Source organism: Enterococcus caccae ATCC BAA-1240 (assembly GCF_000407145.1).
Taxonomy (GTDB): domain Bacteria; phylum Bacillota; class Bacilli; order Lactobacillales; family Enterococcaceae; genus Enterococcus_L; species Enterococcus_L caccae.
The window spans coordinates 954,767-970,918 of the sequence record NZ_KE136472.1; the positions used below are offsets into that span (position 1 = coordinate 954,767).

A 16,152-nucleotide genomic window follows, 5' to 3' on the forward strand; every position below is an offset into this window, starting at 1 on the left:
ATATGTCCATGTTTTTAGATCAAGTAACGATTGACGTCAAAGCCGGTAAGGGCGGAGATGGAATGGTTGCTTTTCGTAGAGAGAAATATGTACCAGATGGTGGACCAGCCGGAGGAGATGGTGGTCAAGGAGGAGATGTGATTCTTGTTGTAGAAGAAGGCTTGCGTACTCTGATGGATTTCCGTTTTAATCGTCATTTTAAAGCACAACCTGGTGAAAACGGTATGAGTAAAGGAATGCACGGACGGGGTTCAGAAAATACTTTTGTAAAAGTTCCGCCAGGCACAACGGTTCGCGATGCTGAGACTGGTACATTGATCGGGGATTTGATTGAAAATGGTCAAACTTTGACTGTTGCAAAAGGCGGACGTGGCGGTCGCGGTAATATCCGCTTTGCATCTGCAAAAAATCCAGCCCCTGAAATTGCTGAAAATGGTGAACCAGGCCAAGAAAGAAAAATTGAATTAGAATTAAAAGTCTTAGCTGATGTCGGTCTAGTTGGTTTCCCATCAGTTGGAAAGTCGACATTGCTATCTGTTATTTCGTCAGCTCGTCCAAAAATCGGCGCTTATCACTTTACAACATTAGTACCTAATCTTGGAATGGTATCAACAAGTGATGGTCGGAGTTTTGCAGCTGCGGACTTACCTGGTTTGATTGAAGGTGCCTCTCAAGGAGTTGGTCTTGGAACTCAATTCTTACGTCATATTGAGCGGACAAGAGTTATTTTGCATGTAATTGATATGAGTGGGATGGAAGGACGCGATCCTTACGAAGATTACTTAGCGATCAACAAAGAGCTAGCATCTCACAACCTGCGTTTGATGGAACGCCCACAAATTATTGTAGCAAATAAAATGGATATGCCTGAAGCAGAAGAAAATTTAAAGAAATTTAAGGAAAAAATTGAAAAAGAACGAACAGATGAGTATGCAGATCATCTCCCAATTTTCCCAATTTCGGGAGTGTCACGTAAAGGAATCGAACCTTTACTTAATGCAACAGCCGATTTAATCGACGTTACACCAGAATTTCCGTTATATGAAGAAGAGATCATTGAAGATACAGTTCACTATGGTTTCCAACCAGAAGGACCAGAATTTACAATCGATCGAGATTCAGATGCAACTTGGATTTTATCTGGAGAGTCCTTAACAAGATTATTCGAGATGACCAATTTTGAGCATGATGAAAGTATTATGCGATTTGCTCGTCAATTGCGCGGTATGGGTATAGATGAAGCATTACGTGCACGTGGAGCGAAAGATGGGGATATCGTTCGAATCGGTGAATATGAATTTGAATTTGTAGATTAAATGAAATCCAATATAGAAAGAAGCTGATGATTCTCATCGGCTTTTTTTTAAGAAGTATTGGTGATTTATTTCACAAACGTAAAAAATACTTAAACAAAAGAGAAAATGGTTTTCATTCATTGTCTGTATCAAGGCACAACTGATTTTCCACAATTGTTTCTAAAACAACCGAGCTTTTAACTTGAGCAAATTGCATCCATTTTGCAAGTAAATCTTTCATTTCAGTTGTACTAGTCACGGTTGCTTTCACTAAGTAGTTAACTTCTCCACTAACGATATGAACCTCATTAACATAAGGATTGTTTTTTAGCAGTTCTAACACTTTTTCTACAGAAAGGGTGACTTGGGTTAATTCTGTAAAAAAGGTAATTGTTTGTAAAACATGCTCCAGAGAAATTTGAACCGTAAAGTTTTTAATGATTTCTTGTTCAACCAATTTATCAATTCGTTCTTTTACACTAGGGCGACTTAAATTAATTTTTTGGGATAATTCAACGATAGAAATTCGTGAGTTTTCATGAAGAAGTTTTAACAGTTTGCGATCGATTTTATCCAAAGGTATACGTCCTCCTATTTTTTCTCTTTTGTAGGTTTATTATAGTGGATAATACGTAAGTTTTCCATAGAAAATTTAATTCATGGAGAAGGATATCGATGATTTTCTTGAAAAATAACAGATATAAAAATACTGTTTTCATATTGTAAAAATATGTAGCTTACTTTTTCTATTTCAGAAGAAAAGCGCTTGCATTTTGTTCATAATTTTATATACAGCAAACATGAAAGTTGGTTATGATTGAGGTATCTTAAGATTACTTGAGTATTTATTGGTAAATGAATTGTTTCTACATGTTAAAAGGCAGACTAAAAAGGAGCATTTTTTATGGTGAGAAACAGGTGGTTAAAATTTTTTTTGTTGTATTTAGGTGGGGTTGTAGTCTCGTTAAGTCAATTAAAATTAGTTCCGATTCAAAATGAAATAGGGACTGAGCTTGACGTAAGCCTCTCAAGTGTATCGTGGTTAATGTCGATTTTTACGATTTCTGGTATTTTTTTGGCAGTTCCTGGCGGTACATTTGTCACACGTTTTGGTCCCAAAAAACTATTGATGGGGTTGATGGGATGTCTGGCCCTTGGAAATATCGGAGGAGCTGTTTCAAGTAGTTTTTGGACTTTAATGATTTCAAGAGCTATTGAGGGGATTTCTTTTTCAATGATCATTATGGTTGGAGTAGTCTTGATCAATTTTTGGTTCAAAGATGGTAATAGTGGTACCGCAACTGGTCTATGGGGGACGTTTTCAGCATTAGGATCCATGCTAGCAATGAATCTTTTCAAACCCGTGGCACAAGTTTGGGGCTTACGTTCACTTTGGATGATCATTGCAGGAGTATCATTATTCTTGTTATGTTTGTACTTTCTTTTGTTAGACGAACCAACTAGTCGAACGATTGCTGAGCAAGAAAAAGACAAGGGATCATTTAAAATAGCGATAGAAAATAAATCGATATGGTTGTTGGCACTTGCCCAAGGAGCTATGGCTTTCATATTATTCACATTTATTAACCTTTACCCCGTGATGTATACCCAGCAATATGGAGTGTCAGAGACAGTAGCGAATAATTACACGGGGTATTTCGGGTTATTTGGTATCCCCTTTGGTGCATTTGCGGGTTATTTGATTGATAAAACCAAAAAAGGGCGGATAATCATTTTCTGTTCATTTTTACTCATGTTAATAGCTATTTTTGGGATGGGCTATTTATCAAATGAAATTAGTTTTATAGTACAGCTTTTCGCGCTTTCAGCAGGTGCCAGTTTATCTTCTTCATGTGTTATGATTTTAGCTCCTAAAGTGGTAGCTGAGGAGCGATTGATTGGTGCTAGTATTTCATTTATCAATTTATTTTATTATATCGGAATTTTTATAGGGCCACCTATTGTTACCAAAGTTAGTGAAGTGAGTCAGTCATGGGTGGTCCCTATCTATTTACTCGGTGGTGTAGGCATTATCGCACTATTAGCGGTTTTGGGTTTTATTAAAGTAAATACAGAACAACAATGATTATGATTGAGTTTGTTAAAAATGTAGTGTTTTTTCAAGAAATGACTACTTTAAAATAAAAAATTGGGATGGTGGCAAATCATGGAAAGAGAATTTCGAACAGAGCTTACGTTTGCAAAAGAATTGGATGCAAAAGATCCGCTTAGAAACATTAGAGATCGTTTCTATGTTCAGTCAAATGAAATATACATGGATGGTAATTCACTGGGTCTAGCATCAAAAGACGCAGAGAAGGCATTACTTAAGATGATGGATATTTGGAAAAATGAAGGAATTAAACTATGGGATGGTTTGTTTCATTATGCTGGCAAATTAGGAGAGATGTCGGCACCGTTGATTAATGCATATCCAGAAGAAGTAGTAATAACAGGCAGCACAACAATTAATATCCATCAATGTATTAGTACATTATACAAACCGAATAAAGAACGCTATAAGATATTAGTTGATGATTTAAATTTCCCAACAGATCGTTATGCGATTGATAGTCAAGTTCGCTTACATGGCTATGATCCAAAAGAAGCGGTCAAGGTAGTGAAAAGTGCTGATGGCCGCTTTATTGATGAATCTGCCATTATTGAAGCAATGACAGAAGAGGTCGCAATCATTTTACTGCCAACAGTTTTATATCGTAGTTCACAAGTATTAGATATGAAGCGAGTAACTGCAGCTGCTCACCAAAGAGGTATTCTGATTGGTTGGGACTTGTGTCATGCGATTGGCGCGATTCCGATGGACTTTAAAGAGATTGATCCTGATTTTGCAGTTTGGTGTACGTATAAGTATTTGTCTGCAGGACCAGGTTCGATTGCAGGTCTTTATATGAATCAAAAACATTTTAAAGAAACACCAGGTTTGGCAGGTTGGTGGGGAAATAAAGATGATACGCAATTTGAATTGAAACATGAATTTGAACATCAACGTGATGCTAGTGGCTGGCAAATCGGCTCACCAAGTTTTTTAGCGATGGCACCATTAGAGGGGACACTATCCATTTTTAACGAAGTAGGAATGACCAAAATTCGTGAAAAATCATTATCGATAACCGCTTACTTAATGTACTTAATTGATGAAAAACTTACAAAATATGGTTATTCAATCGGAAATCCTCGTGAAGATAATAAGCGTGGCGGTCATGTGTGTTTGGAACATGAGGAAGCATACAGAATTTGCAAGGCGTTAAAAGCAGCAAAAATTATTCCCGATTTCAGAGAACCAAATGTCATTCGCTTAGCACCAATCGCTTTATACAACACATATGAAGAAGTTTATACATTAGTTGAAACACTAGAAGATATTGCAATGAATAAAATATATGAGCAGTTTAGTAATGAACGGACATTAGTTGTATAAAATAAATCGGTAAGGTGAAAATCATCCGTATCGATATACCTAAAGAAATCAAGAAAAATGAAACAGAACTGCAATTACTCCAGCTGGCATGTCAGTTTAATATGGTCATTGAGCTAAAAGAACTCTTAAAAAAAGAGTTCCAATATGTTCTGATGAGTTGAGTATATCTCGATTTAGCACCAAAGCTTGAACTAACGGATTCGTTGTCCCAGGCGTCGCAAGAGTGGAGATTATTATGATTGGTAGCAGCGTAGATAGAGCAAATACAGCAAAAATTACCATTGGTTTAGGGGCAGTTGAATTAGATAATCTTTTATAGTTGCTTTGACAAAGGTAATGACACACTATGGCATCGTGAGGGCTACTTTAGAAAATGAAACTGTTTCAACTGGGATCAATACTTATAAAAAACATCTAACAATGGAAGCTGTAGCAAAAGATCAAAACAAAAAATATACACCTGTTGTTGAGTTATTTAAATAGATAATTTCCTTTTTCACCAGTGTTTATTCAAAAAAGAGAACGAGACAAAACTAATGATTAGTTTTGTCTCGTTCTTTTTTTTAAGCTTCGTTTATGGTTGCTTTTATATACTGAGTGTAGTTCAAAGGAGGAGAATATAATGGTTAAACTAAAAAATAACTTTCAAAGAAAAGAAAAAAAATACACATTGTCAAATCGACAATATCGTTTATTACGAGAAAAACTACAAGCCTTTATGAAAGAAGATGCATATGGACTACATACAATTATTTCAGTTTATTTTGATACCAAAGATTACGAAATGATCCGCCACTCTGTAAATAAACCAGTCTATAAAGAAAAATTTAGAATTCGCAGTTACGGTATTCCGAAAGAAGAATCTAATGTTTATTTAGAAATAAAAAAGAAAGTCAGTGGTGTGGTTTATAAAAGAAGGGTTGCAATGGCTTATCAAAAAGCAAAAGGATACATTCAACATCCTCATGCGCTTAAACTAGAGGCGAGTAAAGATCAACAAATCAAACAAGAAATCGACTGGTTGCTTGCTAGAAAAAGGTTAGAGCCTAAAGTGATGATTGCATATGATAGACGTGCACTTTTCACTTCTGAAAACGAAGATTTTAGAGTGACCTTTGATTTCAACATTCGCTATCGAAAAGAAAATTTAACACAAGCTTTAAATGATGAAGGAGAACGAGTAGCGCCAGAAATTGATGTTTTGATGGAAGTCAAAGCATTAGGAGCCTATCCATTGTGGTTTTCGGAAATACTAACAGAGTTAGAGATTTATCCGACCTCATTTTCAAAGTATGCGCAAACATATCAGCGTTATCTATATGTGCCTAGCCCATCAAGACTTAAACAAAGAGAGGAATTTAGTTATGTTGTCTAGTTTATTAATTGAAAGCTCTGTTGACTTATCATTCAAGCAGCTTTTAGTCTGTGTTATCACTTCCATTATATTTGGACTGTTAGTTGCCAGTGTCCATATGTATCGAAATGTATATAGTAAAAATTTTGTAATCACGTTAGCAGTTTTACCCGTATTGGTTCAACTAGTAATTATGTTAGTCAATGGGAATCTAGGTACAGGCGTCGCTGTTTTAGGAGCGTTTAGTTTAATCCGATTCCGTTCAGTTGCAGGTGGTGCTAGAGAAATCACTAGTATTTTTTGGTCAATGGGTATTGGTTTAGCAACTGGGATGGGCTTCGTAGGTTATATTGTTTTATTTTCGATTACTATTGCTTTCTTTTTATTGATTTTGAATACGATCCACTTCGGCGAGAAACAAAAAGTTGCAGAAAGAGAAATAAAAATCACGATTCCCGAAGATCTTGATTACCCAGATCTCTTTGACGATCTCTTTCAACACTATACCTATGCAGCAAGTCTAGACTCAGTAAAGACGACTAACATGGGTAGTTTATATGAACTACGTTACCGGGTCACATTGAAGGATAATCGAAAAGAAAAAGAATTAATGGATGCAATACGTGTAAGAAATGGCAATTTAACGATTATTTTTGGTAAAGTTTCGACTAATAGAGAGGAATTGTAGGTGAATTTAATGAAAAAAAAGAAATTTGGTTGGGCAATAGCAACTGTATTACTCATTCCATTTACCGGATGCTCAACTAGTGAAACTACTAATACAACGACATCAACTTCAAAAAATAAAGAGCAAATTGTTGCAGTTCAAGACGCAAAAAAAACAGTCGAAAATAAATATGGTGTATACAAGGATGAAGATTTTGATGAAAGCTATGATGAAAAGACAGCGACAAAAATAAAGTTAAATGACTCTGGTAGTACAATTACTGGTTCAGGTGTTTCTGAGAAAGATACTACGATTTCGATTACTGCTGGTGGAACGTACATTGTGTCAGGTGACTATCATGGTCAAATAAAAGTAAATGTGACTGACGAGACGGTTCATTTAGTGTTAAACAATGTTGAAATATCGAATGATTCGTCTTCTGCAATTTATGTGCAACAAGCTAAAAAAGTGATCACAACTTTGGTACAGGGAACAAAAAACATTCTGTCAGATGGTACTGACTATTCGTTAGCCTCTGCGGATCAAACAGAGCCGGATGCTGCATTTTACAGCAAAGATGACTTAACGATCAATGGGACTGGTAATTTAGAAGTTAGTGGAAACTATAGTAATGGTATCCGTAGCAAAGACGATTTAGTGATTACAAACGGAACGATTGAGGTCTCTGCTAAAAACAATGCAATCAAGGGAAAAGACTCTGTATCGATTGCGGATGGCGTATTCACTTTAAATACAGTTGAAGGTGACGGTATCCAAGCAAATAATAGTGCAGATGCAGATAAAGGGTGGATCGCAATCGATGGGGGAGATTTTACAGTCCAATCAGGAAATGACGGTATTCAAGCAGAAACAAACTTATCGGTCTCAAACGCTAAGCTTCAAATTCAAACAGCAACTGGCTATGACGATCAATCAATAAATGCCACAGCCAGCTACAAAGGACTAAAAGCTTCTGGAAATATTGTTATAGAGGATGGGACATTTGATTTGAATACGACAGACGATGCTATTCACTCAAAAGCAGCTGTCACTATTAATAATGGAACTTTTTCGTTAGCTAGCGGTGATGATGGCATTCACGCAGATAATGAGCTATTGATTAATAACGGAACGATCAAGGTAAGTCAATCTTATGAGGGATTAGAAGGTGCCACAGTGACGATCAACAATGGTGATATTTCTGTCACGGCTTCTGATGACGGGATCAATGCTGCAGGAGGAAGTTCTGGAGAAACAGATACAGGAGGGCAATTCGGTGCAGACTCATTCGATGAGCCAAATGGACAACCCGGAATCGGTGGCGATAACACTAAGTTTATAGAAATAAATGGCGGAACCACCTATGTTAATACCGATGGTGACGGTATCGATAGCAACGGTGATGTTAGAATGACTGATGGAACGCTAATTGTAAATGGTCCTACCGATAACGGAAATGCAGCACTTGATTATGATGGGACTTTTACTATGAATGGCGGCGTATTTGTTGCAAGCGGTAGCTCTGGAATGGCAATGAGTGCTAGCGATTCTTCTGCTCAAGCAGCACTAAGTTTATATTTTGATAAAACACAAAAAGCTGAAACTTTGATCAATTTAAAAAATTCTGCAGGGGATACAATCATTTCTTTTGCACCAGAAAAAGACTTTTCTCACATAGCAATTAGTTCACCTACTTTAAAAGTTGGTGAAACGGTGATCTTATCCACTGGTGGTAGTGAATCAGGTACAGCTAAAAATGGGGTATATAGTAATGGAAACTATTCAAAGGGAACAGAACTAGCTAAAATTTCAATTGACAATATCTTAACATCAGTTGATCAATCTGGCACAGAAGTAACAGTCAATCAAATGGGGAACGGGCCTGGGGGACAACCACCAAGATAATTGATTTTCATTGATTTATTGACTAGTTTATTGATAGAATAAGAATATCAAATAGAACGAGGTGGTCGTATGTCTAAACGTGTTATTATTATGCATTTCGAAGTCGAGAGCCAAGCTTACCAAGCATTTTCAGAAATAAAAAAATTGTATACTGAGAGAAAAATAAAAGGGGAACAAATGGCTGTAGTAACCCATGTCAATGATGGTGTTCATCAGTTTAAAATCGATGATTTTCTTGATTTTACAGGTAATGACCACACAGCAAAGAATAGTATGATTGGGATGCTCATTGGTATATTAGGTGGCCCGTTAGGTATTCTATTAGGCTGGTTTGCAGGAAGTTTATTTGGCGCTTCGCAAGATGCCAAAGAAATTCAAGGAGCCCAAACAGTTTTCGAACATGTAACAAAGCAAATCGGTGAAGGGGAAACAGGTTTGATCTTGATTGCTGAAGAAGACGACAATCGACCATTAAACCAATTGATCATGAACGAATTAGGTGGAGAAATCACTCGTTTAGATTTTGAAGACGTTGAAAAAGAAATCACAGATGCTAAAGATGTAGAAAAAGAAACAAAAGATTCTGCTCAAAAATCTTGGCAAGATAAAAAACAAGACTCAAATGAAAAAGAAGAAAACTAATCGATGATCAATGTTAAAATAAATAAATAAGCAAAACGAAGACGTGACAAAGAAATTCTTTCTACTCGTCTTCTTTTTTGCTTATAAGGATGTGAAAACAATGCTGAAAATACTATTAGTCGAAGATGACGAAATCCTATCGGACAGTATTTTAGAAATTTTATCTGAAATTGGAGAAATCGTTCAAATTTTTGATGGAGAAGAGGCGTTATATGAAGGTGAACGAGGAATTTATGATCTGATCGTACTGGATTTGATGTTGCCTTCAATGTCCGGTGAGCAAGTCTTAACCGCTTTACGAAAGAAAAATATCTATACACCTGTTTTGATTTTAACTGCCAAAGATGGGTTAGAAGATAAAGTCAATGGCTTTAAAAATGGGGGCGATGATTATCTAACTAAACCATTTCATCGGGAAGAATTATTGCTACGTGTTCAAGCACTAGCTCGCCGTTCTTTAGGAATGAATGATAAGAATAAGTTGATTGTGAACGAGTTGTGTTTGGATCTCGATAATCGACAAGCTAGTTTTAAAGGAAATGAACTCACTCTTCAAGGAAAAGAATTCGATTTATTACATTATCTAATGCAGAATCAGGGACGGATCATCACCAAAGATCAATTATTCGATCGCATTTGGGGCTTTCAATCAGACACAACGTTAACAGTTGTTGAAGTTTATATGAGCAATCTAAGAAAGAATTTAAAACCGTTTAGTATTGATCGTTGGATCAAAACACTGCGTAATGTTGGTTATCTTTTTGAAGTACCAGAGGGGATGGAGCATGAATAAACAACTAAGCAAAAAACAAAGATTCAATTATTTTTTGATAAACTTAATTTCTTTTGCGAGTATCTTTTTAGTGTTAGGGTTAATTGTTTTTCAGTTAGTACAAACCTCTATTTACCAAACAGTGGATCATGACTTACAACGACTCGCAGGGGATCAAAAATTTCTAGAACACCAACTGATACAAACGGAACGATCACAAGGAAATTCGCTACAGGTAGGTAAATTTGATACACCACCGCCCAATAATTTCCAACAGCAAGTAATTCTTTGGTCAAAAGATGGGGACATACTGAATGAAGCTGAGTTAGGATCTCGCTTCTATGATTTTCAAAATTTGAAATTATCAACTGATAATTTACGTAAAATCAGTAATATCCAAACGAAAGACAGCAATGATCGTTCGTTGCAATTTCGCTCAATCACTCTATCGATTAAAAATCAGAATCAAGTTGCTTACATCCAGCTGTTAGTAAATACCGATCCGATCAAAGGAACCGTAGAACGGTTTAAACAAATACTAATCGTCTGTATGATTATTTTCGGCTTATTATCGATTGCTCTAAGTTATTTTCTCTCTAAATGGTTTATGAAGCCTATTTTAATTTCTTGGAAAAAACAACAAGAATTTGTTGAAAATGCGTCTCATGAGTTACGAACACCGTTAACGATTATTCAAGCAAAATTAGAAAAATTATTCACCAAACCAAATCATACGATTTTAGAAGAATCTGAAACGATCGCCTTATCGTTGGATGAAGTTCAACGTTTAAGTCAACTTACAAGTGACTTATTGTTGCTAGCTCGATCAGATTCCAACTCTTTAACGCTAGAAAAAGAACCTGTAAAAGTCAACAGTTTCTTAAACACACTCCTTTTACCATACCAAGATTTGGCAACAGCAGAAGAAAAGGAGTTTGTTATCGATCTTGGTGAAGAACAGCAAATAATTTTCGATAAAAAAAGGATTCATCAATTATTGATCATTTTGTTGGATAATGCACTTAAATATACTGCACCTGGCGAAAAAATTACCGTCTTTTCAAGTATTAAAAATGGAGAGTGGCAAATTAAAATCAGTGACACGGGGATTGGTATTGCTGAAGAAAAGAAAAAAGCTGTTTTCGAACGGTTCTATCGTGGAGAAGAATCTAGAAATCGGAAAACGGGTGGCTATGGAATCGGGCTAGCGATTGCTAAGTGGATTGTGGACGAACACCAAGGAAAAATCGAATTAACGGATACAGACCCCAAAGGAACGACAGTTGCTCTGCGTTTTCCCGTAAAATAAATATTATTTGCTAAAGCGACGACTTTCTTCTAAAATAAAGAAGAAGTTTAAAGAAAGTTAGGTAGCCAATGGAATTACAATTTTTAGGTACAGGCGCTGGGGTTCCAGCAAAACATCGTAACGTGAGCAGTATTGCTCTGAAATTATTAGACGAAAGAAATGCAGTCTGGCTGTTTGACTGTGGTGAAGGAACACAATTACAGATTTTGAAAAGTAACATACGTCCAAGAAAAATCGAAAAAATCTTTATTACTCACTTACATGGAGATCATATTTTTGGCCTTCCAGGTTTATTGAGCAGTCGTTCGTTTCAAGGTGGGAATGAAAAATTGGAGATTTATGGACCAGTTGGGATTGCTGATTATGTTCGAACAGCACTAAAAGTTTCACAAACTCGTCTTGCTTATGAACTAAAGTTTATAGAAATTACTAAAGCAGGGACTGTGTTTTCAGATAAGCAATTTACAGTGTCTTGTTTACCATTAGATCATGGGATCGAAAGTTTCGGTTATCGAATTGTAGAAGCGGATCACGAAGGTGAATTACAAGTAGAAAAACTAGCTGCTTTAAATATTCCTTCAGGTCCTATTTATGGAAAAATCAAACGAGGTGAAACTGTAGAATTACCAGATGGTCAGGTGATTAACGGGAAAGAATTCGTTGGTGAGAAGAAAATAGGCAGAATCGTCACCATTTTAGGGGATACAAGAAAAACTAAAAATAGTGTATCACTTGCAGAAAATGCAGATGTTTTAGTTCATGAGAGCACTTTTAACAAAAAAGAAGAGAAAATGGCAAAAGCCTATTATCATTCTACCAGTCATCAGGCAGCACAAGTTGCACTAGAAGCAAATGTCAAAAAATTAATATTGACTCATATCAGCGCTCGTTACTTAACTGGTGATATTATCCAATTAGAAAATGAAGCGAAAGAAATATTTCCAAAAACAAAAATTGTGAAAGATATGGAAATTGTCGAGATACCATTTAGAAGCGAGTAAGGAGGAAAAACATGTTTAATGGGCAAGATTTAACAGACAAGGTTATTGTCGTAACAGGTGGCTCCGCAGGTTTAGGGGAACAAATATGTTATGAAGCGGCAAAACAAGGGGCAATCGTTGTTGTCTGTGCTAGAAGGATCAACTTAATTGGAAAAGTGAAAGAAATGTGTGAAGAATTGAGCGGTAAAACAGCGCATTCTTTCCAATTAGATATTGCAGATCCTGACAATGTAGATGCAGTTTTTGAAAAAATCGAGACAGAAGTGGGGCCTGTGGATATCCTAGTCAATAACGCTGGCTTTGGGATATTTGAAAACTTTATAGATATTGATTTGGCGGTCGCCAGAAATATGTTTGAAGTGAATGTTTTAGGTATGATGGTCTTTACTCAAAAAGCTGCTGTTCAGATGGCTGAAAGAGGGACTGGACATATTATCAATATAGCTTCGATGGCTGGAAAAATGGCTACAGCAAAATCAACTGTTTATTCAGCTACTAAGTTTGCTGTTTTAGGTTTTTCAAATGCCTTGCGTTTAGAATTAAAACCTTTAGGAATTTCTGTCACAACGGTCAATCCTGGCCCTATTAAAACTGAATTTTTCGATAAAGCGGATCCTACTGGCGACTATTTAGCTTCTGTTGATCTATTTGTTTTAGAGCCAAATAAACTAGCAAAAGAAATCGTGAATGTGATGGGTACCTGGAAACGTGAGATTAATCGTCCTCGAATCATGGAAGGTGCGTATCGTTTGTATACTTTATTTCCGCACATAGGCGATTTATTAGCTAGTGGCGTATTAAACAAAAAATAATTTATCTAGCTGTATGCAGAAATACAATGAAATTAGTCTGTTATATTTTTTGAATATAAGGAGGGAATACTTATGAAAAATCAGTGGCGTGTAGTTATTGGGCTTGTTTTAGTTCTGATCGTAGTCATTTTTGCGGTATTGAATAATCAAACAGTTCCAGTCAGCTTCGGTTTTGCAAAAATCTCAGGTCCATTGATCCTGATCATCCTAGGATCTGCTATCGTGGGTGCTTTGATTGGTCTTTTGACCTCAACAACAACGATGTGGAAGCAAAAAAAACAGGTCAAAGAATTAAAAAAAGACATCGAAGCCTACAAAAATGATGCAGATAAAGTGACACAAGAAGAAGTAGAAAAAGTTAAACGAGCATATGAAAACCAATTGACTGAATTACAAGCAAAATATGATGATGCACTTGCGCAAACACCTTTATCAGTTGTCAATGACGCAGAACCAGTCGGTAGCCGAGTAGATCATTTTACGAAACCGAGAAATAACGACGAAAAAATATAAAGAATATAAATAAAAAAAGCGAAGATAAAAGGATAAATATTTTGTCTTGGCTTTTTTATTTGCGGATATTTAGGATACATTCTTTAGTTTTCCTGTTCTATTTGATATAATTACTTGGTTAGGAGTGACGTCGTGAAAAAATCAAAATATACATGGCAATTAAGGGAACAGTCAGAATTGCCAGAAGAGTTTTCAACTATACTAACAAATGAACAGATTAATCCATTATTAGGTCAAATTTTATGGCATCGTGGCATTCAATCTCAAGAAGCGTTGGAGATGTTTTTACGCCCTACGGTGGAAAATCTTTATGACCCTTTTTTGATGTACGACATGGAAAAAACAATCATTAGAATCCAAGACGCTGTGGCTCAAGGCGAAAAAATCTTAGTGTATGGAGATTATGATGCTGACGGGATTACAAGTACGACGGTCATGAAAGAGGCGATCGAGCTTATTGGTGGAGAAGTAGACTATTTTCTGCCAAATCGATTTATTCATGGATATGGACCGAATGTAGCAGTTTTTAAAGAACAGATTGAAAATGGAGTTCAGTTGATTATAACTGTAGATAACGGTGTTGCAGGGCATGAAGCAATCAATTATGCAACAGAGCAAGGGATCGATGTGATTGTTACTGACCATCACGAGCTACCACTAGAATTACCCAATGCCTTTTCGATTATTCACCCAAAACATCCCCAAGGACATTATCCATTTGGTGATCTGGCAGGTGTTGGAGTAGCCTTTAAAGTTGCAACAGCTTTATTAGGAGAACTACCTGCTGAATTTTTAGATTTGGTTGCGGTCGGAACTATTGCAGACTTAGTTTCACTGACGGATGAAAATAGAGTTCTTGTCAAAATGGGGCTAGAAATGATTCAAAACGGCGAGAGAATTGGTTTAGATATCTTGATCCATCTAGCCGAACTCAAAAAAGAGTCGATTAGTGAAGAAAATATCGGTTTTACGATTGCCCCGCGTTTGAATGCTTTAGGTCGATTAGGTGATGCAGCTCCAGGGGTCGAATTGATGACGACCTTTGATGAGGAAGAAGCAGAACAGATTGCACTCTATATTAACAGTCAAAATGATGAACGGAAAGAAATTGTTGCTACAATCACAAAAGAAGCGTTTGAGTTGATAGAACCGACAGATTCAATTCATATTGTCGCTAAAAAGGGTTGGCATGAAGGGGTTCTAGGGATCGTTGCTGGAAGAATCATGCAAGAGACTGGAAAACCAGCGCTCGTGTTAACGATTGATGATCAAGATGAATTTGCCAAAGGGTCTGGTCGTAGCGTATCAGCTCTAAACTTATTCGACGCATTAAGTGAAATTCGTGAGGATTTTACTCATTTTGGTGGCCACCATATGGCTGCTGGGATGACATTACCTGTTGCGAATATTCAGAAAGTACAAGAACACCTACTCAATTATCTAGAAATAAATCAAATCGATCTTTCGCAAGGGCAAGAATTAATGATCGATGAATCATTAAAAGTCTCTGAAGCAACGATTCCATTTATTCAACAATTAAAAATCCTTGCTCCCTTCGGCACGGATAATCCTGTACCAAATTTCTTGTTCGAAGATGTTTCAATTGAACAAAGTCGGCAAATTGGGGCGGATAAAAGCCATCTTAAATTTCAGTTAAGTCAAGCAGGAGCTAAATTAGATGCTATCGCCTTTCAAATGGGAAACCAAGCGGATGAATTTGGTCAAGGGGTTACGAATATCGCTGGTCAATTATCCATAAATGAATGGAACGGAAATAAAAAACCTCAGTTGATGGTCAATGATTTTTCAGTAGATGGTGTTCAGCTTTTTGATTTTAGAGGGAAAAATGGGCGTCAAAAGGAAATACCTACTAAAAATACACTTTATATTTATTTTAATAAGGAAAGTAAAAAGTTAATCGATGATCAAGCAACGCAGCTGTTGTTTTCTACTGTGGAGGAGGCCGTGGCAATCATCGAGACATCGAACAGTCAACAAGTTGTTTTTGTCGATTGTCCTGATGATATCGATTCTTTAAAACAAATCACCCAAGCAGGAAAAATAGAACGTGTTTATGTGATGGGAATTTCTCAAGAAGAAGCCTATTTAAATGGGACTGGCACTAGAGAACAGTACGCTCAACTTTATACGTTTGTCAGACAACAAGAACAAGTGGATGTTCGATATAAATTGAATGTGGTAGCGCAACACTTAAAAATTCAAGAAAAATTATTAATTTTTATGATTCAGGTGTTTTTTGACTTAGGATTTGTTACAATAGAAAACGGTGTTTTAAGAAAAGTTGAAAGTCCTGAAAATCATCCATTGACGGAAAGTAAGGTCTATCAAACTCGCTTAAAAAAAATCAAAATAGAAGAGTTTTTGTTATACAGCGATCGTGAGACATTACAACAATGGCTGTGGAATGAGGAGGAAGTATAAA

The 16,152-nt window shown here is 36.4% G+C and carries 15 protein-coding genes; 14 read left to right on the plus strand and 1 reads right to left on the minus strand.

All coding sequences use genetic code 11. From position 1 onward, the window contains the following. Positions 1–2 precede the first annotated feature (2 nt). A complete protein-coding gene (obgE, locus tag I580_RS04250; RefSeq protein WP_010772540.1) occupies positions 3–1,316 on the plus strand; it encodes a GTPase ObgE in 1,314 nt (437 codons plus the stop codon). 112 nt (positions 1,317–1,428) lie between these two features. Here the strand turns inward: obgE and I580_RS04255 are convergent, their stop codons facing one another. Beyond that, the gene (locus I580_RS04255; RefSeq protein WP_010772539.1) at positions 1,429–1,872 is read right to left on the minus strand and encodes an Lrp/AsnC family transcriptional regulator; all 444 of its coding nucleotides are present in this window, start codon (positions 1,870–1,872) and stop codon (positions 1,429–1,431) included. A 327-nt stretch (positions 1,873–2,199) separates the two neighbouring features. Between I580_RS04255 and I580_RS04260 the strand changes: the two genes are divergently transcribed. From I580_RS04260 to recJ, 13 genes are all read left to right on the plus strand, one after another. Continuing rightward, positions 2,200–3,381: an MFS transporter gene (locus I580_RS04260; protein ID WP_010772538.1), complete on the plus strand. Its 1,182-nt coding sequence runs from the start codon at positions 2,200–2,202 to the stop codon at positions 3,379–3,381. A gap of 81 nt (positions 3,382–3,462) precedes the next feature. After that, positions 3,463–4,734, plus strand: a complete 1,272-nt coding sequence (gene kynU / locus I580_RS04265; protein WP_010772537.1) for a kynureninase — start codon at positions 3,463–3,465, stop codon at positions 4,732–4,734. Between the two features lie 336 nt (positions 4,735–5,070). Next, positions 5,071–5,217, plus strand: a complete 147-nt coding sequence (locus tag I580_RS16900) for a hypothetical protein (protein WP_155855920.1) — start codon at positions 5,071–5,073, stop codon at positions 5,215–5,217. 139 nt (positions 5,218–5,356) lie between these two features. Continuing rightward, positions 5,357–6,109 (plus strand): polyphosphate polymerase domain-containing protein, encoded by a 753-nt coding sequence (locus I580_RS04270; protein WP_010772536.1) that lies wholly within the window; start codon positions 5,357–5,359, stop codon positions 6,107–6,109. Then, positions 6,099–6,776, plus strand: a complete 678-nt coding sequence (locus tag I580_RS04275) for a DUF4956 domain-containing protein (protein ID WP_010772535.1) — start codon at positions 6,099–6,101, stop codon at positions 6,774–6,776. The genes I580_RS04270 and I580_RS04275 overlap by 11 nt, the downstream gene beginning before the upstream one ends. Before the next feature lie 9 nt (positions 6,777–6,785). Beyond that, positions 6,786–8,660: a carbohydrate-binding domain-containing protein gene (locus I580_RS04280; protein ID WP_034860419.1), complete on the plus strand. Its 1,875-nt coding sequence runs from the start codon at positions 6,786–6,788 to the stop codon at positions 8,658–8,660. 69 nt (positions 8,661–8,729) lie between these two features. Further along, positions 8,730–9,302, plus strand: coding sequence for a hypothetical protein (locus tag I580_RS04285; protein WP_010772533.1), 573 nt, complete (start codon positions 8,730–8,732; stop codon positions 9,300–9,302). Between the two features lie 100 nt (positions 9,303–9,402). Beyond that, positions 9,403–10,095, plus strand: coding sequence for a response regulator transcription factor (locus I580_RS04290; protein WP_010772532.1), 693 nt, complete (start codon positions 9,403–9,405; stop codon positions 10,093–10,095). Continuing rightward, the gene (locus I580_RS04295; protein WP_010772531.1) at positions 10,088–11,383 is read left to right on the plus strand and encodes a sensor histidine kinase; all 1,296 of its coding nucleotides are present in this window, start codon (positions 10,088–10,090) and stop codon (positions 11,381–11,383) included. Before I580_RS04290 ends, I580_RS04295 begins: the two co-directional genes overlap by 8 nt. A gap of 68 nt (positions 11,384–11,451) precedes the next feature. Further along, entirely contained in the window at positions 11,452–12,384 is a 933-nt protein-coding gene (gene rnz / locus I580_RS04300) for a ribonuclease Z (protein WP_010772530.1), read from the plus strand. Positions 12,385–12,395: 11 nt separating this feature from the next. Then, positions 12,396–13,196, plus strand: a complete 801-nt coding sequence (locus I580_RS04305; RefSeq protein ID WP_010772529.1) for an SDR family NAD(P)-dependent oxidoreductase — start codon at positions 12,396–12,398, stop codon at positions 13,194–13,196. A 72-nt stretch (positions 13,197–13,268) separates the two neighbouring features. Further along, positions 13,269–13,709 carry a LapA family protein gene (locus I580_RS04310; RefSeq protein ID WP_010772528.1) on the plus strand — a complete coding sequence of 147 codons (441 nt, stop codon included), beginning with the start codon at positions 13,269–13,271 and terminating at the stop codon, positions 13,707–13,709. Between the two features lie 132 nt (positions 13,710–13,841). After that, on the plus strand, positions 13,842–16,151 hold the full coding sequence (gene recJ, locus I580_RS04315; RefSeq protein WP_010772527.1) for a single-stranded-DNA-specific exonuclease RecJ: 2,310 nt from the start codon (positions 13,842–13,844) through the stop codon (positions 16,149–16,151). Position 16,152 lies beyond the last annotated feature (1 nt).